The organism is Cupriavidus sp. a3 (assembly GCF_051015765.1).
Taxonomy (GTDB): domain Bacteria; phylum Pseudomonadota; class Gammaproteobacteria; order Burkholderiales; family Burkholderiaceae; genus Cupriavidus; species Cupriavidus oxalaticus_A.
In genome coordinates this window covers 771,567-795,860 of sequence record NZ_CP170644.1, presented here as the reverse complement: position 1 = coordinate 795,860, position 24,294 = coordinate 771,567, and the positions used below count along the sequence as shown (strand labels likewise).

21 protein-coding genes are annotated in these 24,294 nt (G+C 66.7%); 10 read left to right on the top strand and 11 right to left on the bottom strand.

Annotated features, from left to right (window positions below):
- Positions 1–112: 112 nt before the first annotated feature.
- Positions 113–1,186, bottom strand: a complete 1,074-nt coding sequence (locus ACAD63_RS25560) for a TauD/TfdA family dioxygenase (protein ID WP_135702898.1) — start codon at positions 1,184–1,186, stop codon at positions 113–115.
- A 134-nt stretch (positions 1,187–1,320) separates the two neighbouring features.
- Between ACAD63_RS25560 and ACAD63_RS25555 the strand changes: the two genes are divergently transcribed.
- The 4 genes from ACAD63_RS25555 (at position 1,321) to ACAD63_RS25540 (ending at position 4,690) form a co-directional block, all read left to right on the top strand.
- Positions 1,321–1,656, top strand: coding sequence for an MbtH family protein (locus ACAD63_RS25555; RefSeq protein WP_434034543.1), 336 nt, complete (start codon positions 1,321–1,323; stop codon positions 1,654–1,656).
- Positions 1,653–2,477, top strand: coding sequence for a thioesterase II family protein (locus tag ACAD63_RS25550; RefSeq protein WP_434034542.1), 825 nt, complete (start codon positions 1,653–1,655; stop codon positions 2,475–2,477). Before ACAD63_RS25555 ends, ACAD63_RS25550 begins: the two co-directional genes overlap by 4 nt.
- Positions 2,464–3,201, top strand: a complete 738-nt coding sequence (locus tag ACAD63_RS25545) for a 4'-phosphopantetheinyl transferase family protein (protein ID WP_167884546.1) — start codon at positions 2,464–2,466, stop codon at positions 3,199–3,201. The genes ACAD63_RS25550 and ACAD63_RS25545 overlap by 14 nt, the downstream gene beginning before the upstream one ends.
- 64 nt (positions 3,202–3,265) lie before the next feature.
- On the top strand, positions 3,266–4,690 hold the full coding sequence (locus tag ACAD63_RS25540; RefSeq protein ID WP_135702901.1) for a diaminobutyrate--2-oxoglutarate transaminase: 1,425 nt from the start codon (positions 3,266–3,268) through the stop codon (positions 4,688–4,690).
- Positions 4,691–4,803: 113 nt separating this feature from the next.
- On the opposite strand, the gene aliA is transcribed toward ACAD63_RS25540, so the two are convergent.
- The 4 genes from aliA to badH are packed head-to-tail and all read right to left on the bottom strand — an operon-like array spanning position 4,804 to position 9,252.
- Positions 4,804–6,444, bottom strand: coding sequence for a cyclohexanecarboxylate-CoA ligase (gene aliA / locus ACAD63_RS25535; RefSeq protein ID WP_133094413.1), 1,641 nt, complete (start codon positions 6,442–6,444; stop codon positions 4,804–4,806).
- A gap of 49 nt (positions 6,445–6,493) precedes the next feature.
- Positions 6,494–7,645, bottom strand: a complete 1,152-nt coding sequence (gene aliB, locus ACAD63_RS25530; protein ID WP_135702903.1) for a cyclohexanecarboxyl-CoA dehydrogenase — start codon at positions 7,643–7,645, stop codon at positions 6,494–6,496.
- A gap of 21 nt (positions 7,646–7,666) precedes the next feature.
- Complete coding sequence (gene badI, locus ACAD63_RS25525; RefSeq protein ID WP_133094411.1) at positions 7,667–8,449, bottom strand: 2-ketocyclohexanecarboxyl-CoA hydrolase; 783 nt, start codon at positions 8,447–8,449, stop codon at positions 7,667–7,669.
- A gap of 35 nt (positions 8,450–8,484) precedes the next feature.
- Positions 8,485–9,252, bottom strand: a complete 768-nt coding sequence (gene badH / locus ACAD63_RS25520; RefSeq protein WP_133094410.1) for a 2-hydroxycyclohexanecarboxyl-CoA dehydrogenase — start codon at positions 9,250–9,252, stop codon at positions 8,485–8,487.
- Positions 9,253–9,390: 138 nt separating this feature from the next.
- Between badH and ACAD63_RS25515 the strand changes: the two genes are divergently transcribed.
- The 5 genes from ACAD63_RS25515 (at position 9,391) to ACAD63_RS25495 (ending at position 14,304) form a co-directional block, all read left to right on the top strand.
- The gene (locus ACAD63_RS25515; RefSeq protein WP_434034541.1) at positions 9,391–9,912 is read left to right on the top strand and encodes a MarR family winged helix-turn-helix transcriptional regulator; all 522 of its coding nucleotides are present in this window, start codon (positions 9,391–9,393) and stop codon (positions 9,910–9,912) included.
- Between the two features lie 239 nt (positions 9,913–10,151).
- Positions 10,152–10,445: a GYD domain-containing protein gene (locus ACAD63_RS25510; protein WP_133094408.1), complete on the top strand. Its 294-nt coding sequence runs from the start codon at positions 10,152–10,154 to the stop codon at positions 10,443–10,445.
- Positions 10,446–10,620: 175 nt separating this feature from the next.
- Positions 10,621–10,845: a DUF2188 domain-containing protein gene (locus ACAD63_RS25505; protein ID WP_133094407.1), complete on the top strand. Its 225-nt coding sequence runs from the start codon at positions 10,621–10,623 to the stop codon at positions 10,843–10,845.
- Between the two features lie 177 nt (positions 10,846–11,022).
- Positions 11,023–12,081, top strand: a complete 1,059-nt coding sequence (locus ACAD63_RS25500) for an AI-2E family transporter (protein WP_165971462.1) — start codon at positions 11,023–11,025, stop codon at positions 12,079–12,081.
- A gap of 123 nt (positions 12,082–12,204) precedes the next feature.
- Positions 12,205–14,304, top strand: a complete 2,100-nt coding sequence (locus ACAD63_RS25495) for a TonB-dependent siderophore receptor (RefSeq protein WP_434034540.1) — start codon at positions 12,205–12,207, stop codon at positions 14,302–14,304.
- 55 nt (positions 14,305–14,359) lie between these two features.
- On the opposite strand, the gene fdhF is transcribed toward ACAD63_RS25495, so the two are convergent.
- From fdhF to ACAD63_RS25465, 6 genes are all read right to left on the bottom strand, one after another.
- Positions 14,360–17,182, bottom strand: coding sequence for a formate dehydrogenase subunit alpha (gene fdhF / locus ACAD63_RS25490; protein ID WP_434034539.1), 2,823 nt, complete (start codon positions 17,180–17,182; stop codon positions 14,360–14,362).
- Positions 17,183–17,191: 9 nt separating this feature from the next.
- Entirely contained in the window at positions 17,192–18,901 is a 1,710-nt protein-coding gene (locus ACAD63_RS25485) for an NADH-ubiquinone oxidoreductase-F iron-sulfur binding region domain-containing protein (protein WP_135702907.1), read from the bottom strand.
- A gap of 175 nt (positions 18,902–19,076) precedes the next feature.
- Positions 19,077–20,396, bottom strand: coding sequence for an oxalate/formate MFS antiporter (oxlT, locus tag ACAD63_RS25480; protein ID WP_133094403.1), 1,320 nt, complete (start codon positions 20,394–20,396; stop codon positions 19,077–19,079).
- Between the two features lie 697 nt (positions 20,397–21,093).
- A complete protein-coding gene (locus ACAD63_RS25475; RefSeq protein WP_133094402.1) occupies positions 21,094–21,312 on the bottom strand; it encodes a hypothetical protein in 219 nt (72 codons plus the stop codon).
- A 138-nt stretch (positions 21,313–21,450) separates the two neighbouring features.
- Positions 21,451–22,383, bottom strand: coding sequence for a LysR family transcriptional regulator (locus tag ACAD63_RS25470; RefSeq protein ID WP_195427867.1), 933 nt, complete (start codon positions 22,381–22,383; stop codon positions 21,451–21,453).
- On the bottom strand, positions 22,380–23,078 hold the full coding sequence (locus ACAD63_RS25465) for a hypothetical protein (protein ID WP_434034538.1): 699 nt from the start codon (positions 23,076–23,078) through the stop codon (positions 22,380–22,382). Before ACAD63_RS25465 ends, ACAD63_RS25470 begins: the two co-directional genes overlap by 4 nt.
- Before the next feature lie 212 nt (positions 23,079–23,290).
- On the opposite strand from ACAD63_RS25465, the gene ACAD63_RS25460 reads away from it, so the two are divergent.
- Complete coding sequence (locus tag ACAD63_RS25460; RefSeq protein WP_135702910.1) at positions 23,291–24,232, top strand: LysR family transcriptional regulator; 942 nt, start codon at positions 23,291–23,293, stop codon at positions 24,230–24,232.
- Positions 24,233–24,294 lie beyond the last annotated feature (62 nt).

The window sequence follows — 24,294 nt, the reverse complement described above, 5'->3', positions numbered from 1 at the left end:
CGGCCGGCAAGGGAGCTTCGGAAGACGACATGGCGAAAGCGTTGGAGATGACAGGTCCCCGCCGGGCAGGCGCAGCCAGCCCGGCCAGGAGTGATCAGACGGGAAGCGCGCCTCAGCCCAGTCCGGGCGGCGCGGGCTCGGCCATGGCGACGATCACGCGGCGCGCGCCGGTGAAGGTGCCGCGCCCGTGGGCGGCGAGCATGTTGTCGAGCATCAGCACGTCGCCCTGCTGCCAGGGAAAGCGCACCGTGCATTGGTCCAGCGTGGCGCGGATCGAGGCCAGCGCATCGTCTTCCAGCGGTGCGCCGTCGCCGTAGACGACGTTGCGCGGCAGTTCGTCGACGCTGCCGACCACGTCCAGCAAGGTCTCGCGCACGTGCGGCGCCAGGTTGGACACATGGAACAGGTGGGCCTGGTTGAACCACACCATCTCGCCGGTCACGGGATGGCGCGCGACCGCCTGGCACAGCTGGCGCGTGCGCAGCTCGCCGTCGGGCTTCCATTCGAACTCGATCCGCTGCGCGCGGCAGAAGCGCTCCACCTGCGCGCGGTCTTCGGTGTTGAAGGCGCGCTGCCAGCTCAGGTCGAGGCCGTTGCCGTAGTTGCGCACGTACATCAGCCGGCGTTGCGCAAAGCGCTCGCGGATGGCTGGGTCGAGGCGCTGGTAGACCAGGCGGCTGTCGGCGATCGGCGTTTCGCCGCCGGATTCGCTCGGCTGCACGCAGTGGAACCAGATCTTCATCGGCCACTGCAGCGTGTACGACTGCTCGTTATGCAGCGGGATCACCTGGTGCGCCGGGTATTCGGTCGAGGTGTAGACGCCCTCCCTGACCTGCGAGCGCGGCGTGGAGCCGAACTCGTAGCTCAGCAGCGGATGGCCGAAGGCGCTGGCGAAGGCGCGGAACGCGGTGTCGTCATCGAAATGAAAGCCACGGAACAGCACGCCGCCGACGCGCGGCAACTGCTCGGCGGCAATCGCCGCCATGGCATGGAACTGGCCGCGCCAGTCGGTGCCGCCGTCCGGCTTGACCACCAGCGGCAGCGCGCCTTGCGCGGACAGCGGGGCGATACGCAGTCCGCCTGCCCCGGCGTTGCTTGCCGAGGTGGCTGAGGTTGCGGCGGTAGCCACGCCGGCAGCGGCGCGGTGGTCCGCCCTGAGGTCGGCGATGGTACTGGTCGTGTCCATATCCCTGTTGCCTCTACGGGTGCGTTCGCGAGGCCGGTTGCGGCCTGGGAGTCAATGGAGGCCAACGGGGGCAGCCTCGCGAACCATGTCTGCACATTGAAAGTGTGAAGCGAGTGTAGCGGAATAATTTACGAATGGAAATACAAATCATTATCATTTACGATATTGACCGACGAATCATCGCGACCGTTCGCGACGCCATCGCGGCGGACTTGCTTGCCTGCGCCGCGATGGCGTTTCCACACCACCAGAGGAGCATTGCCATGAGCTGGGACCACCCCGACACGCGTTTCCACGTCGTCCGCAATGAAGAAGGCCAGTACTCGATCTGGCCCGACTACAAGCCCGTCCCGGCAGGATGGAAAAGCACCGGATTCCAGGGCAATCGCGACGAGTGCCTGACCCATATCGACACGGTCTGGACCGACATGCGCCCGCTCAGCCTGCAGCGCGCGCTGGCTGGCGCATGAGCGCGCCGCAGCCTGGGCGCGAGCGCTGGTTTGCCGTGATGCCCGGACGGGCAGGCGATGCCACGAATGCAGAGGCTACGCGCGTGCGCCTGTACTGCCTGCCCTATGCGGGCGCCGGCCATACCGCGTACCACGGGTGGCGCGACGCGCTGCCCGCGCAGGTGGAGCTGGCGCCGGTATGCCTGCCCGGACGCGGCATGCGCACGGCCGAGGCGCATGCGGCTTCGATCGAGGAACTGGCCGCGGCGCTGGCGGCGGCGATCGCACGCGCGGCGCGCACCAAGGCGCCGCGCTTTGCGCTGTTCGGGCACAGCATGGGCGCCCTGCTCGGCTTCGAGACCGCGCGCGTGCTCGAGACCGTGCACGGCCTTGCGCCCACGGCGCTGGTTGTGTCCGGACGAGGCGCGCCGGCGCTGCCGTCGGCGCGGCCGCCGTTCAGCACGCTGCCTGACGGCGCCTTCGCCGACGTCATCGCGGGGATGGGCGGCATGCCGGCCGAGATCCGCGAAACCCCGGAAGCACTGGCGTTCTTCCTGCCGGTGCTGCGTGCCGACATCGCGCTGTGCGAGCGCTGGCGCTACGTCCGCGGCCCGCGCCTGGGCTGCCCGATCACCGTGCTGGGCGGCCAGGACGATGTCCACGCGCCGCCCGCCACGCTGGCAGCCTGGCGCGACGAAACCCTGCACGATTGCCGCCAGCAGGTCTTCGCGGGTGGGCACTTCTTCCTGCACGAAGCGGCGCCCGCGGTGCTGGATGCCGTTGCTCAGGCAGTGCTTGGCACCGCGCCGCTCAGCGGAGAAGCCGGCCATGCGCTTGCCTGACTTCGCCGCACCGTCGCACGGCGACATCCACGTGTGGCACGTGGCGGCCGATGCGCCGGTGGATCCCACCGTGCTTTCTGCTGACGAGCACGCCCGCGCCGCCGCGTTTCGCCAGGCCGCCGACCGCAACCGCTTTACCGCGGCGCGCGCGGCCTTGCGCACGCTGCTGGGCGGCTGCCTGGCCCTGCCGCCCGCCGCCGTCCCGCTGGCCGCCAACGCCTTCGGCAAGCCCGTGCTGGCCACGGCCCCGGAGAACCCGCCCCTGCACTTCAACGTCAGCCACAGCGGCGCGCGCGCGGTGATCGCGCTGTCGCGCGCGCCGGTCGGCATCGACATCGAAGCCTGGCGTGCCGGCATGGCCTGGGCGGACTGGCGCGACAGCGCCGCCGTCGCCTGCGCGCCCGATGAAATGCACTGGCTTGCCGGGCTGGCGCAGCGGCAGCCGGAGCACGCCATGCTCGGCTTCCTGCGGCTCTGGACCGCCAAGGAAGCGTGCAGCAAGGCGCTCGGCACCGGCCTGTCGGCGTCGCCGCAAGCGGTGCGCGTGGCGCCGCCCGGCAGCGCCGGATGCGTGCCGCCGCTGGCGCGCGCCGGCGCGGGTGTCTGGTATCTGCACGATGCCGGCGGCGGTTCGCGCTATGTGGCATGCCTGGCCACGCCGCTCGCGGCGGTGCGCGTCGTGCAACGGCAATACCCGCCGCGGTGCGCCAGCGCCAACCCTTGATCCAGTCCTTGCAGTCAACGCCCCCAACGCCCCTGTATCAACGCCCTCCGCTAGGAACGACACCATGACGCCTCCCTCGCTCGCCACGCTCGCCCATGGCCAACCCGCGCCGTTCTCGGCCGGCGCCTTTGCCCGGCAAGCGCCGATCCGGCTCGACGACAATGCCTACCTGCAGCGCCAGTGCGCCCGCGAATCCAACGCCCGCTCGTATCCGCGCCGCATCCCGCTGGCGCTGGAACAGGGCTACGGCGTGTACCTGCGCGACACCAGCGGCCAGCTCTTCATCGACTGCCTGGCGGGTGCCGGCACGCTCGCGCTCGGCCACAACCACCCGGCGGTGGTGCGCGCGCTGCGCGACACGCTCGACAGCGGCCTGCCGCTGCATACGCTGGACCTGGCCACGCCGGTCAAGGACCGCTTTATCGACGACCTGTTCGGCCTGCTGCCGGACGAGTTCGCCGCGCGCGCGCGCATCCAGTTCTGCGGCCCGACCGGTGCCGACGGCATCGAAGCCGCGCTCAAGCTGGCCAAGACCGCCACCGGCCGCCACACCGTGCTGAGCTTCGCCGGCGGCTACCATGGCATGACCCACGGCACGCTGGCGCTGATGGGCAACCTGGGGCCCAAGGCGCCGCTGGGCGCGCTCGGCGCCAGCGTGCAGTTCCTGCCTTATCCGTATGACTACCGCTGCCCCTTCGGCCTGCGCGGCGAAGCCGGCATCGATGCCGGGCTGCGCTATATCGGGCAGATGCTGTCCGATCCCGAGTCCGGCGTGTTGCCGCCGGCAGCGGTGGTGGTAGAAGCGGTGCAAGGCGAAGGCGGCGTGATTCCCGCGCCGGCACGCTGGCTGCGCGAACTGCGCCGCATCACGCGCGAGCGAGGCATCGCGCTGGTGCTGGACGAAGTGCAGACCGGGCTGGGCCGCACCGGGCACACCTTCGCGTTCGAGCATGCCGGCATCGTGCCGGACGTGCTGGTGCTGTCCAAGGCGATCGGCGGCGGGCTGCCGATGTCGGTGGTGATCTACGACGGCGCGCTCGACGCCTGGCAGCCGGGCGCGCATGCCGGGACCTTCCGCGGCAACCAGCTGGCGATGGCGGCGGGCTCGGCCACCATCCGCACTATCGCTGCGCAAGGGCTGGTGGCGCATGCCGAGGGCATGGGGCAGCGGCTCGCGACACGGTTGCGCGAGCTGCAGTCGGACTTCGCCGCAATTGGCGAGGTGCGTGGGCGCGGGCTGATGCTTGGGGTGGAGCTGGTGGATGAGCGTGCCGACCCTGACGTGGTCGGCGCGTACCCCGCCGATGGCGACTTCGCGCGTACCATGCAGCGCGAATGCCTGCAGCGCGGGCTGATCGTCGAGCTGGGCGGGCGCCATGGGGCGACGGTGCGGTTCCTGCCGCCGCTGGTCATTGACGAGGCTGAGGTGGATCTGGTGGGTGAGTTGTTTGGCGAGGCGCTTGGCGCGGCAACGCGGGAGTTACGGTAAGCGCGCTTGACACGCGCCGGCCCTCTCCCCCGGCCCCTCTCCCCCGGCCCCTCTCCCCCGGCCCCTCTCCCGCAAGCGGGAAAGGGGAGCAAACCAACGGTTAGCGCATCGTGCTACAGCGCATCCCGCAACAGATCGCGCAGCCTGAATTTCTGGATCTTCCCCGCCGGCGTCGCCGGCAACGCATCGCGCACGACAAGCTTTTCCGGGATGTACTGCAGCGCCATCTTCTGCCCCTTGAGCCATTCCACCATCGCCGCGTGATCGAAGTCATGCCCGGCGCGCGGCACCACGAAGGCACAGGCACGCTCGCCCAGCCGTTCGTCGGGATAGGCGACGATCGCCACCTGCGCCACCGCGGGATGGCGGTACAGCAAGGTCTCGACCTCCAGCACGGGGATGTTCTCGCCGCCGCGGATGATCACGTCCTTGCTGCGGCCGGCGATGCGCAGGTACCCCTCGGCATCGAGCCGGGCCAGGTCGCCGGTGTCGAACCAGCCATCGCCATCGGTGCCGTTCAGCTGCGGGCGCTTCAGGTAGCCGCCGAAATTGGAGCAGGCGCGCACCAGCAGCCGGCCGGTCTCGCCGACAGGCACGTCCGTGTCGGTGCCATCGACCACCCGGATCGCCACGCCGGGCAGCGGGCGGCCGTCGGTGGTGGACGCGCGTTCGTCGCTGTCCTCCGGCAGCGTCGTGGTGACCGCGCCGTTCTCGGTCATGCCCCATGCCGATACGATCTTCGCGCCCAGCGCCTGCCGTGCCTGCTCGACCAGCGCACCCGGAATCGGCGCGCCCGCGCACAGGAAGATGCGCAGGCTCGGCACCGGCGCGCCGGACTCGGCCACCACGCGCGCCAGGTCCGTGAGGAAAGGCGTGGAGCCCATGGTGAAGGTCACGCCCTCGTCGCGGATCAGCGCGGCGGCGCGGGCCGGGTCCCAGATGTCCTGCAGCACCGCATGCGCGCCCAGCACCACCGGCATCATCAGGCCGTACATGAAGCCGGTCTGGTGTGCCATCGGCGACGCCATCAGCACCACGTCGTCGCCGGTGAGATGCAGCCGGCCGGCATAGGCGACGATGTTGGAGAACAGCGTGTTCGCGGTATGCATCACGCCCTTGGGCTCGCCGGTGGTGCCGGAGGTGTAGATCAGCTGCGTGACGTCGTCCGGGCCCGGGCGGCTGCACTGCAGGATGGTGGCGGCATCGGCTGCGTCTTCCCAGGACGGGCCGCTCAGCAGCGCCTCGAAGCTGTCGTCGCCGTCGCCATCCACTACGACGATATGGCGCAGCGCAGGCAACCCTTCACGCAAACCCCGCAGCATCTGCGCATGGTCGAAGCCGCGGAACAACTTCGGCACCACCACCACCTTGCTCCGGGCGTGCGCCAGCATGAACGACAGCTCGCGCTCGCGGAAGATCGGCATGACCGGGTTGAGCACCGCGCCCAGGCGCGCGCAGGCCAGGTACAGCACGCTCAGGTGCCAGCCGTTGGGCAGCTGGCATGAGACCACGTCGCCGGCCACGATGCCGAGGCGGGAAAGGCCCACCGCCACGCGGTCGGCCATGCGCTCCAGCTGCTGCCAGGTGAAGCGCGTCACGTGTTGACGATCGATGCTGAGCGCGGTCAACGCGGGGGCGTCGGGCCGCTCACGTACGCACTCGGCAAGATAGTCGTTGATGGTACGGTCCTGCCAGTGCCCGGCGGCAATGCTGGCGGCACGGCGCGGCGCGATCAGTACGGCGTCGAAATCCATGGCGGTCTCCTCGTTGTTGTGTGCTGCCAGTCGTTGCGTCGGGCGCGCGTCAGGCCGGTACCGCTTCGCGCCCCGCGCGTGTGCGCGCGATGATGGTCTTCATGATCTGCGCGGTGCCGTCGCCGATCTGGAAGCCGAGCACGTCGCGCAGGCGCTGCTCCATCACGCCGCGGTCATAGCCGCCGTGGCCGAACGACAGCAGGCACTGGTGCACCACGTCGTACGCCAGCTTGGGCGCCCACCACTTGCACATGGCGGCTTCGGCGGTATGCGGCAGGCCGCGGTCCTTCAGCCACAGCGTCTGCAAACACAGCAGGCGCGCGCCCTGCACCTGGGTCTCGAAGTCTGCCAGCGGGTGCGACACGCCCTGGAACGCCGACAGCGGCTTGCCGAAGGCCTGGCGCTCGGCCACGTAGGCCCAGGTCTCGTCCAGCGCCGCCTGCGCCACGGCCAGCACCTGCAGGCCGATCAGCGCGCGCGAGAAATCGAAGCCCTGCATCACCTGCACAAAGCCTTCGCCCTCCTTGCCGAGCAGATGGCTCGCCGGCACGCGCACGTTCTCGAAGAAGATCGAGCCGCGCCCGATGGCGCGCTGGCCGTGGCAGTCGAAGCGGTTGCGCGTGATGCCCGGGAGGTCCATCGGCACCAGCAGCGCCGACACGCCGCGCGCGCCCGCCTCGACCGAACCGCTGCGTGCGAACACCACCGCGGCATCGGCCTGGTCGGCGGCGGAGATCGAGGTCTTCTCGCCGTTGAGCACATAGTGGTCGCCATCGCGTTCCATGCGCAGCCGCAGGCTGGCCGCGTCCGAGCCGCCGCGCGGCTCGGTCAGCGCGATCGCCAGCAGCGCTTCGCCGCGCGTCAGGCGCTGCAGCCATGGGCCGGCGATCTCTGGCCGCGCGTGATGCGCCAGGATCTGCCCGTTCAGCGAGGCCAGCAGGTTGATATACGACAGGCTCAGGTCGGCGCGCGCCACCGCTTCGTGGATCACACCGGCCGCGAGCGAGCCCATGCCCTGCCCGCCGTATTGTTCCGGCAGCTCGGGCGCGATAAAGCCCATCTCGCCCATCTCTCGCATCAGCGCGCGGTCGAGCACGCGGGTGCGGTCGCGCTCCAGGTAGCCGGGCGCGACGCGGGCGTCGGCAAAGCGGCGGGCATGTTCGGCCAGCGCCGACAGGTCTTCGTCAAGGTAGGGATTCATGGCTGTCTCCGCTGGCTCCATTCACTTCGCGTACTTGCGGAAGTCAGGCTTGCGCTTTTCCTGGAAGGCGCGCACGCCCTCGCGCGATTCCTCGGTGTCGTAGTAGAGCTTGAGCGCGTACATGCCCATGCCGGCGATGCCGCCCTGGTGCGCGGTGTCCATATTGAACGAGCGCTTGGCGATGGCGATCGCGGTCGGGCTCTTTTCCAGGATCTCGTCGCACCACTTCTGCACTTCGGCGTCGAGCTGCTCGTGCGGCACCACGGCATTGACCAGCCCCATCGCCAGCGCCTCGGCGGCGGGATAGCGGCGGCACAGGTACCAGATCTCGCGCGCCTTCTTCTCGCCGACCACGCGAGCCAGGAACGCAGTGCCATAGCCGGGATCGACCGAGCCGACACGCGGGCCAACCTGCCCGAACACCGCCTTGTCCGAGGCGATGGTGAAATCGCAGATCGTGCACAGCACGTTGCCGCCGCCGATGGCATAGCCCTGCACGCGCGCGATCACCGGCTTGGGCACGTCGCGGATGGCGTTGTGCAGCTCTTCCATCGGCAGGCCGATGGTGCCGCGGCCGTCGTACTGGCCTTCATGCGCGGACTGGTCGCCGCCGGTGCAGAAGGCCTTCTCGCCGGCGCCTGCCAGCACGATGGCGCCGATCTCGCGGTCATAGCCGGCGCGGTTGATGGCGTGGATCAGTTCGTCGCAGGTGCGGCCGCGGAAGGCGTTCATCTTTTCCGGGCGGTTGATGATGATCCAGGCCGCGCCGTTGCGCACTTCATAGCGGATGTCTTCGTATTGCATGGTGGTCTCCGTTGTCAGTTCGGGATGGGTTGCGCTCAGCCGTTCATGGTCAGGCCGCCCGACACGCTCAGCACCTGTCCGGTGATGAACGACGCGTCGTCGCCGGCAAAGAACAGCACCGCGCCGGGCAGGTCGTCGGGCTGGCCGATGCGGCCCAGCGGGATCGAGCGGGTGAAGGCTTCCACCAGCTTTTCGGGGTTGCCCGCGCCCTGCTTGTAGTCTTCGAACAGCGCGGTCTCGGTCGGCCCCGGGCACACCACGTTCACGGTGATGCCGTGGCGCGCATGCTCGCGCGCGATAGTCTTGGAGAACGACACCAGCCCGCCCTTGCACGCGGCATACACCGCTTCGCCGGAAGACCCCACGCGCGCGGCATCGGAGGCGATATTGACGATGCGTCCGCGCTTGCGCGCCACCATGCCGGGCAGCACTGCGTGGTGCATATGCAGCGCGCCGGTCAGGTTGATGGCGATCAGCCGCTCCCACTGCGCCGGCTCGGTCTTGACGAACGGGCGGAACACGTCCCAGCCGGCGTTGTTGACCAGCACGTCGATCGGGCCCAGCTCCTGCTCCACCGCAGCCACCGCGGCGTCGACGCTGGCGCGATCGGTAATGTCGCAGCGCACGGACAATGCGCGGCCGCCGGCATCGCGGATCTGCGCCGCCACGCGTTCGCCTGCCTCCGGGTTCAGGTCGAGCACGCCGACCGCCGCCCCGGCGCGCGCGAAGCGCAAACAGGTTGCGCCGCCGATACCGCCACCACCGCCGGTCACGATGACCGTCTTGCCTTCGAGTCCTTGCACAGCCGTTCTCCTTTCAGGGTTCCGGTGCTATCGTGCCGGCGATGCGCCGCCACCTGCCCCGTCAATTACGTAAATATATTGACGTATAATAGGAGCGGTCGACGGCTGGCGCAAGGCATCAATACTATGGAAATGACTATGGTTAACCCCGACAAAAATGGCGCACTCCCTGCCAGCGCCCGCGCGGAACTGGCCAACCGGCTGTTCTTTCGCCTATACCAATGCGCAAATATGTTGCATAAAACCGGGTCGCGAGCGGTCGAAGCCGAAGGCCTGACGACGCAGCAGTGGGCGGTGCTGGGCGCGCTGTCGCGTCCGGAAGCCGCCGATGGCATGAGCGTCGGCGACCTGGCGCGCTACCTGATGGTGAGCCGCCAGAATCTGTCGGGCCTGGTCAGCCGGATGGAACGGGACGGCCACGTGACGCTGGCGCCGGACGGGCGCGACCGCCGCTCGCGGCTGGTGCGGATGAGCGAGCCGGGCCGCGAGGTGTGGCTGCACCAGGCGCAGCCGAAGATCCGGCAGTACTACGAGCAGGCGCTGGACGGGTTCTCGACCAACGACCTGACGCATACGCTGCACTACCTGCTGAAGCTGCTGGACAACATGCGCGCGCTGGATACGCCGGACGGCGGCGATAGCGGCCCGGCGCAGGACTGAGGCGGGCCGCTGTATCAGGGCTGATACACATCGCGCCGCCACGCGGCGGCCGGCCCTGCGGCATCTCCCGCTACGCGGCGCGCCACGGCCGCTGGCGCGCGATATGCATCGGCATGGGGTTGCTCAGGCACCCCGGTGCTGCGCCGGGGAGTCCTGAACCACTGCCCCGGCTTGCGGCGATGGCTTGCGTGCGCGCAGCCGGGACGGCGTTCGATCGATCCTTTACCGGAGGTCCCGCCATGACCCGCTACATCGTGCTAGCCAGCTTCACCGACCAGGGCATCCGCGCCGTCAAGGACACCACCAAGCGCGCCGCCGCGGTGCGCGAGATGGGCGCGCGTTTCGGGGTGCAGATGAAAGACATCTTCTGGACACTGGGCAAATACGACATCGTGCTGACCGTCGAGGCCCAGGATGATGCCAGCATGACCGCCTTCGGCCTGGCGGTCGGCGCGCTGGGCAACGTGCGCACGCAGACGCTGCGGGCATTCAATGTCGACGAAATGCAGGCGATCCTCGGCAAGATGAGTTGAGCCCGCCTTCGCACTGTCCCCGTCATGAAGCACGCCCGCCATGGTGCCTGGCGGGCGTTGTCGCTTCTGGCTTGTGTTGTTCCTCCTGATATCCGACGGCCTTGTCAGACGACGCCCGATACCTGGGAGGCGAGACAGAGCAGACACTCATACTGCCAATTTCCGGGAGAGCGCCATGCCAGGCAAGAATATCCACGTCGTGCCTACCCATAACGGCTGGGCGGTCGAAGCGGAAGGACGCTCCGGCAACCAGCAGCGATTCACTTCGATGGATCATGCGATCGCTACCGGCATGGAGAAAGCCAGGCGCGCAAAGGTTGAGTTGCTGATCCACGGCAGGGATCACCGGATCATGGAGCGAAGCTCATTTGGAAACGCTCCTGGCGACCTCGACGGGTAGTTGCAGGGCACCATCGGCATCGTGCTTCTGCGACCCTGAATCCGGGCGCTGCCTCCGTGGCCCCTCCAGACCGCGCACGGATCTGCTCCGGATAGCGACCGGCATGGCATACCCCACGTCAGGCCGCACACGTACACCAATGCGCTTCGACTACCGCAATGTACGCAGGCCGGACTCATGGACAATCCGATGCGCAACTTGAAAGGCTTTTACATCCTTCTGGTCGCCGTCACCATTGCGTTCATCTGGATACTGCTGCCCTTCTTCAGCGCGATCCTCTGGGGCACGATACTGGCGATCCTGTTTCATCCAATGCAACGCAAGCTGACGGTGCGATTTGGCAACCGGGAAAATCTCGCAGCGCTGACGACGCTGCTTGTTTGCGTGCTATTGGCCATTGTTCCCGTCTTCCTGATGATTGCCACACTCGCACAGGAAGTGGCGCATGCCTACAACCAGATCAAGACTGGCCAGTGGGACTTCGGGCAGTATTTTCGGACTGCCGTACAGGCCCTGCCCGCTTCCGTCGAGAACTGGCTGAACGAAATCGGATTAGCCGACATAGCGGGGTTGCAATCGAAACTGACCGAAGGTGCCGCGCGGATCAGCCAGTTCATGGCGGCCCAGGCTGTCACCATTGGCCAGAACACCCTGCAGTTCGCCGTCGGCATCGGCATCATGCTGTATCTGGTGTTTTTCCTGCTGCGTGATGGTACGGTCATTTCCCATCGCATCCGCGAGGCGATACCGCTGAACGACGCGCACACACGCCGGCTGGTCGGCCGATTCACCACCGTAGTCCGCGCCACGGTCAAGGGTAACGTCGTAGTGGCCGCGGTCCAGGGAATCCTGGGCGGCGTGGCTTTTCTGCTGCTGGGCATCAACGGGGTGTTGCTGTGGGGGACGCTGATGGCGTTTCTGTCCCTGCTACCGGCCATCGGGGCCGCGCTGGTCTGGGGTCCGGCCGCGGTTTATTTCTTGCTGGCGGGCCCTGCCTGGAAAGGAATCGCGCTCATTGCCATCGGTACCCTTGTCATTGGCGCCGTGGACAACTTGCTCCGTCCTGTCCTGGTCGGCAAGGACACCAAGTTGCCAGACTGGGTGGTCCTGATATCAACATTGGGCGGCATGTCTGTATTTGGCATCAACGGCTTTGTGATAGGTCCTCTGATTGCTGCGCTGTTTATTTCCTGCTGGGATATTTCGGTGATCGAGGATCGCGACGACACGATGTGAACGGCCGTCGCCGCCACTCCGGCATCCTGATGCCGCAATTGGCAATAAGCCGATCAAATCCCTAGAAATACGAATTATTCTCATTTATTATTCGGCCTTTCGTTGCTTTCGCCCTGGGCCGTCATGCTTTTCCGCCGTCTTGCCATACCCGCCGCTGCCAGTTCCCTGCTCCTGCCTCCCGTTGTCTCCCACGCCGCCGACGAACTCACCACGCTGCCATCCGTGACGGTCAGCGCCGCCAGTGACGGGCAAACCGACGTCGGTTTCGCCACGCGGCGGGCGGCCGGCGTGACCAAGTCGGGCGAATCGGCGGCCGACGCCGCGCAATCGATCACCGTCATCACGCGCGACCTGCTCGACAGCCAGCAGGCACAGAACCTCAGCGACGCGCTGCAGAATTCAGCCGGCGTGGTCACCAACGCCTATGGCAGGCGCGGCTGGGACGACTTCATCATCCGCGGCCAGCGTGCATCGGAATCGATCTTTGCCGACGGCCTGCTCGTCGACAGCAACAACCGCGTGGCGCAGGAACTGTTCGGCGTGGAACGCGTGGAAGTGCTCAAGGGACCGGCCTCGATACTGTTCGGCGCGGTGCAGCCCGGCGGCCTGGTCAACATGGTCAGCAAGCGTCCGCGCGCGGAACTGTTCGGCGAACTGGGGCTTACCGTCGGCAACTATGGCTTCCGGCAGATGACGGTCGACGTGGGTACGCCGCTGGCCAGGGACAGCAAGGCTGCGTTCCGCCTGAACGCGCTGATGATGAACAGCGACGATCCGACCGACTACGTCTGGTATCGCAACCGCTGGATCGCGCCGTCCCTGACGCTCGACCTTGGCACGCGCACGGACTTCACGATCCTGGCCAGCCACAACCAGCGCAACTACGTGCGCCAGCAGGGCCTGCCCGTGAACGGCACCCTGGTGCCGAACCGCAATGGCGTGGTGCCGAGCAACCGCTTCATCGGCGAACCGAATGCCCCGTCTTATGACGGCGAGCAGAACCGCATCGGCTACGCGCTGACGCACCGCTTCGACTCCGGCTGGACGCTGAACCAGAACCTGCGCTACCAGGCATCGTCGCTGACCGGCACGCTGGTATCGGCCGGCACGATGGCGGTCAACAGCCAGTCGATGAACCGCAGTGGCACGCAGCAGAGCTTTTCGGGGAATTCGTTCGGCGTTGACACCAACGTGCAGCGGACCTTTGCGTTTGCGGGGCATGCCCATAGCGTGACCTTCGGCGTCGACTACCGGCATACGAAGGAAGACCGCCTGCAGAAGACGTGCCGCGTGGCCGCGCTGAACGTCTACAACCCGGTCTATGGCGCCAGCATCAACTGTCCGTCCGCCTATAGCCTCGACGCGACCGATACGCTGGATGCGGTCGGCCTCTATCTGCGCGACCAGATCCGTCTTGCAGAGCGCTGGACCTTGACTGGCGGCGTGCGCTACGAATCGGCGCGGACGAGCACGTCGGACCGGCTGGCGTCGTCGCGTTCCGTGAATGACAACAATGCCGTCACCGGCAGCGCGGGCGTGATGTACGAGCTGACGAACTGGGCACGGCCGTACGCGAGCTTCGCCACGTCGTTCCTGCCGAACGCCGGCACCGATGTCAGCGGCGCCACATTCCAGCCAGAAAAGGGGCGCCAGTACGAAGTGGGCATCAAGTTCGACATGCCCGCCAAAACCGGCCTGCTGACGCTGGCCGCGTTCGACCTGACACGCACCAATGTGCTCAGCAGCGATCCGGTCAATACGGGTTTCAGCATGGCCGTCGGCGAACAGCGCTCGCGCGGGCTGGAAGTGGAACTGACGCAGGATCTCGGCAATGGCCTTAGCGTGTCGGCGGCCTATGCCTACATCGCAAGCGAAGTCACCGAGGACACCACGGCCGCCAACGTCGGAAAGCCGCTGAACAGCGTGCCCCGGCACAGCTTCTCGGTCTGGAGCCAGTATCGCTTGCGTGGGGCGCTGGCCGGCTGGTACATCGGTGCCGGCCTGCGCGGCGAGAGCGCCAAGCGCGGCTACAGCTTCAACTACACCGTGCCGGGCTACACGGTGGCCGATCTTGCCGTCGGGTACGTGGCATCGCACTGGCGCGCGGCATTCAACGTCAAGAACGTGTTCGACAAGATGTACTACGCGGGAGGCCTGAACAACAACGTGTTGCCCGTGGGCAATCCGCGGGTAGCCATGCTCAACGTGACGATGAACTATTGAGCCCGGGAACGGGGTGGTGTCTCGCCTGCCATGCGAAACACCACCATCCTTCCGGTCAGACGGATGCTGGCTCCAATATCTGCCCGCCCCCATAGCTCGACTGCACCGGCACCTGCCCGCCCACCGTCATCCTGATCGCGCAATACTTGAACTCGGGAATCTTGCCGAACGGGTCCAGCGCCGCGTTGGTCAGCTTGTTGATCGCCGCTTCGTAGTAGCAGAACGGCACGAACACGGCGCCGCGCGGCGTGCCGGCATCGGCGCGCGCATACAGCGTGACTTCGCCGCGGCGCGACGACAGCGTGACCACATCCCCGGGCTTGCCGCCCAGTGCATCGAGATCCAGCGGATGCACCAGCGCCACCGGGTCCGGCTCGATCGCATCGAGCACGCCGGCGCGACGCGTCATGCTGCCGGTATGCCAGTGCTCCAGCTGGCGCCCGGTGATCAGCACCATCGGGTAGTCCGCATCAGGGCGCTCCGCCGCCGGAATGATGTCCGCGGGCACGAAACGGCCACGGCCGCTTTCGGTCGGGAAGCTGTCCGTGAAAATCACGGGCTCGCCCGGATCGCCCTCTTCCTTGCACGGATACGTCACCGCATGTTCGCGCTCCAGCCGCTCCCAGGTCACGCCGCCGATGCTCGGCATTGCCTGCCGCATCTCGTTGAACACGTCCACCACGCTGTCATAGTGCCAGTCCAGCCCGAGCTGTGCCGCCATCTGCCGGATGATCCACAGGTCCTGCCGCGCCTGCCCCGGCGGGTCGAGCGCCTGCCGCCCGAGCTGCACGGTGCGGTCGGTGTTGGTGAAGGTGCCGGTCTTCTCCGGGAACGCCGATGCCGGCAGCACCACGTCCGCCAGGTACGCCGTCTCGGTCAGGAAGATGTCCTGCACCACCAGGTGGTCGAGCGATGCCAGCGCCTCGCGCGCATGCTCGGCGTCGGGGTCGGACATCGCCGGGTTTTCGCCCATGATGTACATGCCGCGCACTTCGCCGCGCTCGATCGCCTGCATCACCTCCACCACGGTCAGGCCCGGCTGGCGGTCCAGCGGCATGCCCCATAGCGCTTCGAAGCTGGCGATCGCCGCCGGATCGTCGACGCGCCGGTAGTCGGGATACATCATCGGGATCAGCCCCGCGTCGGAGGCGCCTTGCACGTTGTTCTGCCCGCGCAGCGGATGCAGCCCGGTGCCGGGCCGTCCGATCTGGCCGGTCATCAGCGCCAGGGCGATCAGGCAGCGGGCGTTGTCGGTGCCGTGCACGTGCTGCGAAACTCCCATGCCCCAAAGAATCATCGAGCTCTTCGAGGTCGCATAGAGCCGGGCGACTTCGCGGATGGTTTCGGCGTCGATGCCGCAGATCGGCGCCATCAGCTCCGGACTGTACGCGGCAACGTTGCGCTGCAGTTCGTCGAAGCCGATGGTGCGGCTGTCGATGAAATCGCGGTCCACCAGGCCCTCGTTGACGATCACATGCATCATCGCGTTGAGCAGCGCCACGTCGGCATCGGGCTTGAACTGCAGGAAGCGCCAGGCGAAGCGCGCCAGGTCGGAGCGGCGCGGATCGGCCACGATCAGCCTGGTGCCGTTTTTCACGGCGTTCTTGATCCAGCTTGCCGCGACCGGATGGTTCACGGTCGGGTTGGCGCCGATCACGATCACGACCTCGGCCTTGTCGACATCCATCACCGGATTCGACACCGCGCCCGAGCCGATGCCTTCCAGCAGCGCCGCCACCGACGAGGCATGGCACAGCCGCGTGCAATGGTCGACGTTGTTACTGCCAAAGCCGGTGCGCACCAGCTTCTGGAACAGGTAGGCTTCTTCGTTGCTGCCCTTGGCCGAGCCGAAGCCCGCCAGCGCGCGCTTGCCATGCGTGTCGCGGATCTGCGCGAGCCTGCCGCCGGCGAGCGCCAGCGCCTCTTCCCAGCTGGCTTCGCGGAACACGTCCATCACATGGTCGGGATCCATGACGAAATCACCGCGCTTGGGCACGCCTTCGCGGCGCACCAGCGGCACGGTCAGCCGTTGCGGATGCTGCACGTAGTCGAAGCCGTAGCGGCCCTTCACGCACAGCCGCTGGTGGTTGGCGGGGCCGTCGCGGCCTTCCACGAACAGGATGCGGTTGTCCTTGACGTTGTAGGTCAGCTGGCAGCCCACGCCGCAGTACGGGCACACCGATTCGACCTGCTTGTCGGGCACGGCCAGGGCCACGTCGCGCGCCGGCATCAGCGCGCCGGTCGGGCAGGCCTGCACGCATTCGCCGCAGGCGACGCAGGTGGAGGCGCCCATGGGGTCATCCATGTCGAACACGATGCGGGCCTGATCGCCACGCAAGGCCAGTCCGATCACGTCGTTGACCTGCTCGTCGCGGCAGGCGCGCACGCAGCGGGTGCACTGGATGCAGGCATCGAGGTTGACGGCGATGGCCGGATGCGACAGGTCAGCCGCCACGCGCTCGCGCGGCGCAAAGCGCGGCTTGCCTACCTCCAGTTTCGCTGCCCACTGGTCGAGTTCGTTGTGGCGCGTGTATTCCGCTTCCGGCATGTCCGACTGCAGCAGCTCCAGCACGGTGCGCTGGGCGCGGCGGGCGCGTTCTGATTCGGTCTGGACCTGCATGCCCTCGGCGGGATAGCGGCAGCAGGACGGGGCCAGCACGCGCTCGCCCTGGATCTCGACCATGCAGGCGCGGCAGTTGCCCGCGGCTTCGAGGCCGTCCTTGTAGCACAGGTGCGGGACGTCGAAGCCCTCGCGCTGCGCCACCCTGAGCAGGCTTTCGCCGGGTTGCGCGGTGACTTCACGGCCGTTGAGCGTGAAGGTGACGGCCGGCTCGGCGGATTCGACAAGCGCGCGTTCGGCGCGGGTCAGTGCATTCATGTCAGTCTCTCACGCGAGTTCGTGCGGGAAGTACTTGATCACGCAGTCGACGGGATTGGGCGCGGCCTGCCCCAGCCCGCAGATCGATGCATCGCGCATCACCGCGGACAGGTCGTCCAGCGCGGCGAGGTCCCACTTCGGCTGGTGGATCAGGTCGAGGGCCTTGGCTGTGCCGGTGCGGCACGGCGTGCATTGCCCGCACGACTCATGCTTGAAGAAGTGCATCAGGTTGCGCGCCGCCTGCGTGGCGCTGTCGTGGTCCGACAGGATCACCACCGCGGCCGAGCCGATAAAGCAGCCGTACGGCTGCAGCGTGTCGAAATCGAGCGGGATATTGCCCAGCGACGCGGGCAGGATGCCGCCCGACGCGCCGCCCGGCAGGTAGGCGTAGAAGGCATGGCCGTCGAGCATGCCGCCGCAGTATTCGTCGATCAGCTCGCGCACGGAGATGCCCGCGGGCGCCAGGTGAACGCCCGGCTTCTTCACGCGTCCGGATACCGAGAACGAGCGCAAGCCCTTGCGCCCGTTGCGTCCCTGCGCGGCGAACCACTCCGCGCCCTTCTCGATGATGTCGCGCACCCAGTACAGGGTCTCGAAGTTGTGCTCGAGCGTGGGCCGGCCGAACAGGCCCACCTGCGCCACATATGGCGGGCGCAGCCGCGGCATGCCGCGCTTGCCTTCGATCGACTCGATCATCGCCGACTCTTCGCCGCAGATATACGCGCCTGCACCGCGGCGCAGCTCGATCGCGGGCAGGCCGGGAATGGGCGGGTCGTCGCGCAGCTGCTGCAGTGCCTCGGCCAGCAACGCACGGCAGCCGGCGTATTCGTCGCGCAGGTAGATATAGATCGCCGACACGTTCACGACCGTCGCCGCGATCAGCATGCCTTCCAGGAAGCGGTGCGGATCGCGCTCCAGATAGACGCGGTCCTTGAAGGTGCCAGGCTCGCCTTCATCGATGTTCACGGCCATCAGGCGCGGTGCGGCTTCCTTCTGCACGATGCGCCATTTGCGGCCGGTGGGGAAGCCCGCGCCGCCCAGGCCGCGCAGGCCGGAATCTTCCATCGTGCAGAGCACGGCGGCGGGATCGAGGGTGCCGTCGGCCAGCGACTGCAGCAACCCATAGCCGCCGGCTGCACGGTACGCGCCGTAGCCGATATGGGGCTCGGGCTCGTGACGCACGGCCCCGGCCTGCACCGCGGCGGCCACCGTGTCGGCGGTGGCACCGTCCACGGGATTCTGTCCGACCAGTGCCGCGGGCGCCTTCTCGCAACGGCCGATGCAGGGGGCTGCGATCACGCGCACGTCGGTGCCGAGCAAGGCGGGCAGCTTGTCGATCAGCGCGCGGGCACCGGCCAGTTCGCAGGCGATGCCCTCGCAAACGCGCACCGTCAGCGCGGGCGGGGCCGCGATCTGTCCGTCCGCATCCTCGCGCACCACGTCGAAATGGTGGTAGAAGGTGGCGACCTCGTACACCTCGGTCATCGATAGCCTCAGCTCGCTCGCGAGCGCGACCAGGTGGGGCATCGCAAGCTGGCCATAGCGGTCGTTGATGCAATGCAGGTGTTCGATCAGCAGGTCGCGGCGGCGCGGCATGTCGCCCAGCGCCACGCGCACTTCGGCCAGCGCGGCCGCGTCGACCTGGCGGCCCTTGGGCTGGCGGCGCTTGCGCTGCCGGCCGAGCCCGGTCGCCTCAAGGGGGATGACAACCTGGTTCATGGCGGTGCCTGGATCTTTTGTGGATGTCGGAAGGCCGATCAGGAAGGTGCCTCGCGGGCCACCCTCCTGTCGTGCTTCATTTTTCTCGTATTGTGCTACCGGGGCGGGTGCCCGTGCAGGCGTCCGCCCGCCCCGGCTACTACCGGCGCCCGCAGGCGCCGCAAGGCTCTCTTCATCAGGTCAGGTCTTCCGGCACGGTACGGTAGCCCATCGGTGCCGAGGTATTGGCGTGGACATACTTGCGGGCATGGGCTTCGCGCATTGGCTTGAGCACGAACAGCGCCATGATCGCAGTCAATGCCGCCATGCCCGAGGCCACCATGAAGACCGCATGCCAGCTGCCCGTGGCGGCCGTGATCACGCTGGAGAACGGCACCAGCAGCGCGGCCGTGCCCTTGGCGGTGTACAGCAGGCCGGCGTTGGTCGCGGCAAACTTCGGCCCGAAGGTGTCGCCGCAGGTGGCCGGGAACAGGCTGTAGATCTCACCCCAGGCGAAGAACACCACGCCGGTCAGGATCACGAAGGCAACCGGATGGTGGCCGTACTTCGACAGCAGCAGGATACCGACGGCCTCGACCCCGAAGGCAAAGAACATGGTGCGTTCGCGGCCGATATGGTCGGAGATCCAGCCGAAGAACGGTCGCGTCAGGCCGTTGAGCACGCGGTCGATGGTCAGTGCGAAGGTCAGCGCGGGCAAGGTCAGGCCAAGGATCGAGATCGGCGCCTCGTGCAGGCCGAAGTCCTTGGCGATCGGACCGAGCTGGGCGGTGGCCATCAGGCCGCCGGCGGCCATCATCACGAACATCGCGTACATGACCCAGAAGATCGGCGACTTCAGCACCTCGCGCGGCGAAGCGTTGTAGGTGGCGGCAGCCTTCAGCGTGGTCTTGACCTCGCTCAGGATCTTGGCCGACGGCGGGAACAGGGCCATGCCCAGGATGAACACGACCAGGCCCTGGCCAAGACCGAACCACAGGAACGCGGCTTCATAGCCCGACGTCTTGATCATGTTGGCGATGGGCACCACGGTCAGCGCGGAGCCCGCGCCAAACCCGGCCGCCGTGATCCCTGCCGCCAGCCCACGGCGATTGGGGAACCACTTCAGCGCGTTACCCACGCAAGTGCCATACACAGCGCCAGCACCCAGGCCGCCGATTGCCGCCGCGACGTACAGCATCGGCAGCGAGGATGCCACCGAGTTCAGCGCCCAGGCAACGGCGCAGAGCAGGCCACCGCCCACCACTACCGGGCGCGGGCCGTACTTGTCAACGAGGTAGCCCTCGATCGGTACCAGCCAGGTTTCCGTCACGACGAAGATGGTGAATGCCACCTGGATCGCGGTGCGGCCCCAGTGGTATTTATCGTCGATCGGGTTGACGAACAGCGTCCAGCCGTACTGCATGTTGGCGATCATCGCCATGCAGATTACGCCGAAGACCAATTGCACCCACGGCGACGCAAAGCGCGACGTGGACTCCCTTTGCTGCAGTTCCATGATGTCTCCTTATAGCGGCATGCCGCCAAGGTGGAAGATTGGGCGCCTGAAGACGCCTCTGCGTGACTCTCGGTCTCGAACAGCTTAGCCGTTCTAGTGCTATACGGTATGTGATATATCAACCAAGTCAAGCGTATTTGTTGCGGCTCTGCAGCAAACTCTGTCCGCAACCTGCGCCGGGCTGCTCGATGCTGCCGCGCCACTATTGCGCGCGTTGCATCAAAGGCCGTGCCTCTGGTACCGGGAATCCTTGGAAATCAAGCAGTTGTCCTGAGCCGGCGCATCAATCGGCGCGCCGGTGGGCAACCATCAGCATGCCGGGGATTGGCGACCGGGGAAACCGGGGAAAACGGTCGGGTGGGGAAAGTCCCTAGTTTGATACATTCAGACCAACGTGACTCTCGCTTCGCATGCCGGAGCGGAATGCGGGTACGGTTCAGCCGAAAGTCAGGGAAGATGGGAACGCAAGCGCCGGTGATAAGAGCCTGGCGGGAGGTTCGCGATGGGGCGGGGAAGCAGGACAGCGCGCAGGACAACAGCGCACCGAAGGGCGGAAAGATGGCGGCCGCAGGATCTTCAAGCCAGGCTTGAGACGACAGGGTCTACGACAAGGTGCCGGCCGCTACATCCTTGTCAAACGCGCTCAGGGCCCCGCCTGCCATGCGCAGAACGCACGGACGGGCCGGCCCGGCACGGATCAGGCGTACGCCAGTTCGCCGGCAGCAGGCACGACACGCGTCTGGCGTGCGCGGCCCACTCCGTCGCTTTCCTGGCTCGATCCCAGCCCGGCAAAGCGGCCATGTTCCTGCGCGGTCACCAGCACGTCCATCGGCAGGCGGGTAGCCAGCAGGACGGTCATGGCGACACCGCCGGCAAGCGCGGCCAGGCCAAGGACGAAGAGCAGTGCGACTTCCATTTCAAAAACTCCAGTTGCGTTGTGGTCAGGAGTTTTCATTATATGCTGCGCCGCACTATGTGTAAATATCCTGTATGTAATATATCAGTAGAGAGTTTACTCCAATACACCAGCGGTTGGACGGCGATCCCGCATGCGTCACACGGTGGTGGTATCGCGGCGCGCAGCGGTCGCTGTGGCCGGGGGTTCGTACTCCAGGCCGCGCAAAGCGTCCCAGATCGCGGCTGCGTTGGGCTTCAGCGACCGGCTCTTGCGCCGCACCAGCATGACTGTCGAAGTCACCTGCGGCCGCAATGGCCGCATCACGGCGGCCGGGTTCAGCCCGCCCGCCTGCGCGCGCGACGGCACGACGCCGATGCCCAGCCCCAGCGCCACCATGCCGAACACCGCGGCAAAGTGCCCGAGCAGCTGCAGCGAGCTGGTCCGCACGTGGTAGCTGCTGAGCGCCTTCTCCACCGCCGGCTGCACGCCGCACTGCTGGTCCAGCGTCAGCACGCTGGCATCGCTGAGCTCGCCCCACCCTACCGAGTCGCGCGCGGCCAGCGGATGCTGCGCGGGCAGCACCGCGTGATAGGGATCGATGCACAGCGGCTCGCAATACAGGTCATCGGCGGCAATCGGATCGGTGGCGATGCCGAAGTCGACCTCGCCGCTGCGCACGCTCTGCAGCACAGATTCCTGCGAACGGTCCTTCAGGTGGATCGCGATCGCGGGCCACGCCTGCCGGCAGCCCGCCAGCCAAGCCGGCAACGACATCGAGCTGAGCACCGGGTCCGACGCGATCTGCACCAGCCCCTGGCACGGGCGGCTCGCGCTCTGGCTGTCGCGCAGCGTCTGCTCGACCTCTTCGATCAGGTGGCAGATGCGCTGCGACAGGTGCAGGCCCGCGTCGGTCAGTTCCACCTGGCGGGTAGTGCGGTCGAACAGGCGCTGGTCGATTTCTTCTTCCAGCTCGCGCACGCTGCGGCTTACCGCGGACTGCGTCAGGCCGAGTTCGGCGGCCGCGCGCGTAAAGTTCTTGTGCCGCGCCACCGCGGCGAAGGCCTTCAATTGGGGCAGCGAGATATTCATGGCCGCCCTCCCTGACACGCCACGGCGCGGCTCGGGCGCAACCCGAGGTCGGGCGCGGCGGGATGTCGCGGTGCGGGCACCGATGCATGCGGTCCGGTCATGGCAGTCTCCTTGGATGGGGCGTGGCTGTGTGCAGCCATCGTTGCTGTGGGTATGGATTTGCTGGTGTCGCGCGGTCGTTGGCCTGATGTCATGGCAACGGCCCGCACGCAGGCAGGCCGTTCTTCCGGGGAACTTAGTCTCCTTCTCTCTGGATTCGTGGCAGATAGGCGGCATCCGCGACCTGCAGGCCTTCGGCCTGCCCGGTGATGAATCGCCTGCGCATTGGCGCCAGCAATACCTTGGCCGAGATTCCCGCTCTCGCGGCCGAACTTGTCCGACAGGAACCCGCACAGCGGCCGCGTGAAGCCGTTGCACAGGTTGTCGATCGACAAGGTCATCGTCAGCAGCGGCAACGTGAGCCCCAGCAGCGTCACCGGCATCGACGCAAACCCGTAATCCTTCGCGATCGGGCCCAGTGCTCCCCAGTGATGCCTGGCGTCCATCGGGGATACAAACAGGGTCCAGCCATACTGCAGGTTGGCCACCAGCCCCATGCATACCACGCCGATTGCGAGCTGGATCCAACGATTCTGCAGGCCCCGGCCGTTCACATTTCCGTGAGCGGGCGTGGCCGCCGCTTCATATTGCGCCATCTGTTCTTGTCTCCTGGTGCTTGCCAGCTGCGTCCCGGATGGGACACCCTCCCGGGCCTCTTCGGTGTGGGCCCTTGGTCGCGATGAGATCGGCGCCTGACATTGCGGCATGCAAATCCGGGATTGATGCTACTTGAATCTAAGATCAGGACTGCATAAAGTTTTTTATCGTTTGTATTGATGACCGTTTATATATTGCACGGAACGATTGAATGAGGAACGCCACGCTGCGGCAACTGAAGGTCTTTGAAACCGTCGCCCGCCATATGAGCTTTTCACGCGCCGCCGAGGAGCTGCACCTGACGCAGCCGGCCGTGTCAACCCAGGTCCGGCAGCTGGAGCACCATGTCGGCCTGCCGCTGTTCGAGCAACTCGGCAAGAAGATCTACCTGACGCCGGCAGGGCACGAAATGCTGCATTACAGCCGCAGCATCATCCAGCAGTTCCGCGAAGCCGAAGACGCCATGTCGCAACTCAAGGGCATTTCCGGCGGGCGCCTCAACGTGGCGGTGATCAGCGCCGGCGACTATTTCTTTCCGCGGCTGCTGGCGGAGTTCATGGAGCGCCATGAAGGCGTGACGCTGAACCTTGCCGTGCACAACCGCGAGGAATTGCTGCACCAGCTGGCCGGCAACCTGACTGACCTTGCGGTGATGGTGCGTCCACCCGAAGGCATGGACACCATCAACGAAGTCTTCGCGCCCCACCCTTACGTCATCGTCGCGGCGCCCAGCCATCCGCTGGTCGGCAAGCGCAACATCCCGCTGGCGGCATTGGCGGACGAGGCCTTCGTTTCGCGCGAAAAAGGCTCTGATACGTGGAATTCGATGCAGGAAGGCTTTGCCGGGCGGCTGTCCAACCTTCGCATTGCCATGGAGATCAAGAGTACGGAGACCATCAAGCAGGCGGTGATTGCCAACATGGGCATCGCCTTCCTGTCGGCGCATACGGTCGGGCTCGAGTTGCAGGCGGGGAAGCTGGCCGTGCTCGATATCGAGGGCTTTCCGGTGATGCTCAACTGGTACGTTGTGCATCGCAAGAACAAGCGGCTGCCGCCGGTGGCGCTTGCGTTCAAGCAGTTCCTGATGGAGGAAGGCGCCGGACTGATCCAGCGGATTACAGGCGTGGAGGGACTGATTCGACTGGAAGCCTAGGCCGCCAATCCATAAACAATGGATTATGGTTTGGCAGTGAAACTTTAATTATCGTAAATCTT

What these genes read in the sequence shown, in the direction of transcription:
- ACAD63_RS25560 (WP_135702898.1), bottom strand. Translation starts at nt 1,186, where the DNA reads ATGGACACGACCAGTACCATCGCCGACCTCAGGGCGGACCACCGCGCC.
- ACAD63_RS25555 (WP_434034543.1), top strand. Translation starts at nt 1,321, where the DNA reads ATGGAAATACAAATCATTATCATTTACGATATTGACCGACGAATCATC.
- ACAD63_RS25550 (WP_434034542.1), top strand. Translation starts at nt 1,653, where the DNA reads ATGAGCGCGCCGCAGCCTGGGCGCGAGCGCTGGTTTGCCGTGATGCCC.
- ACAD63_RS25545 (WP_167884546.1), top strand. Translation starts at nt 2,464, where the DNA reads ATGCGCTTGCCTGACTTCGCCGCACCGTCGCACGGCGACATCCACGTG.
- ACAD63_RS25540 (WP_135702901.1), top strand. Translation starts at nt 3,266, where the DNA reads ATGACGCCTCCCTCGCTCGCCACGCTCGCCCATGGCCAACCCGCGCCG.
- aliA (WP_133094413.1), bottom strand. Translation starts at nt 6,444, where the DNA reads ATGGATTTCGACGCCGTACTGATCGCGCCGCGCCGTGCCGCCAGCATT.
- aliB (WP_135702903.1), bottom strand. Translation starts at nt 7,645, where the DNA reads ATGAATCCCTACCTTGACGAAGACCTGTCGGCGCTGGCCGAACATGCC.
- badI (WP_133094411.1), bottom strand. Translation starts at nt 8,449, where the DNA reads ATGCAATACGAAGACATCCGCTATGAAGTGCGCAACGGCGCGGCCTGG.
- ACAD63_RS25515 (WP_434034541.1), top strand. Translation starts at nt 9,391, where the DNA reads ATGGTTAACCCCGACAAAAATGGCGCACTCCCTGCCAGCGCCCGCGCG.
- ACAD63_RS25510 (WP_133094408.1), top strand. Translation starts at nt 10,152, where the DNA reads ATGACCCGCTACATCGTGCTAGCCAGCTTCACCGACCAGGGCATCCGC.
- ACAD63_RS25505 (WP_133094407.1), top strand. Translation starts at nt 10,621, where the DNA reads ATGCCAGGCAAGAATATCCACGTCGTGCCTACCCATAACGGCTGGGCG.
- ACAD63_RS25500 (WP_165971462.1), top strand. Translation starts at nt 11,023, where the DNA reads ATGGACAATCCGATGCGCAACTTGAAAGGCTTTTACATCCTTCTGGTC.
- ACAD63_RS25495 (WP_434034540.1), top strand. Translation starts at nt 12,205, where the DNA reads ATGCTTTTCCGCCGTCTTGCCATACCCGCCGCTGCCAGTTCCCTGCTC.
- fdhF (WP_434034539.1), bottom strand. Translation starts at nt 17,182, where the DNA reads ATGAATGCACTGACCCGCGCCGAACGCGCGCTTGTCGAATCCGCCGAG.
- ACAD63_RS25485 (WP_135702907.1), bottom strand. Translation starts at nt 18,901, where the DNA reads ATGAACCAGGTTGTCATCCCCCTTGAGGCGACCGGGCTCGGCCGGCAG.
- oxlT (WP_133094403.1), bottom strand. Translation starts at nt 20,396, where the DNA reads ATGGAACTGCAGCAAAGGGAGTCCACGTCGCGCTTTGCGTCGCCGTGG.
- ACAD63_RS25475 (WP_133094402.1), bottom strand. Translation starts at nt 21,312, where the DNA reads ATGGAAGTCGCACTGCTCTTCGTCCTTGGCCTGGCCGCGCTTGCCGGC.
- ACAD63_RS25470 (WP_195427867.1), bottom strand. Translation starts at nt 22,383, where the DNA reads ATGAATATCTCGCTGCCCCAATTGAAGGCCTTCGCCGCGGTGGCGCGG.
- ACAD63_RS25465 (WP_434034538.1), bottom strand. Translation starts at nt 23,078, where the DNA reads ATGGCGCAATATGAAGCGGCGGCCACGCCCGCTCACGGAAATGTGAAC.
- ACAD63_RS25460 (WP_135702910.1), top strand. Translation starts at nt 23,291, where the DNA reads ATGAGGAACGCCACGCTGCGGCAACTGAAGGTCTTTGAAACCGTCGCC.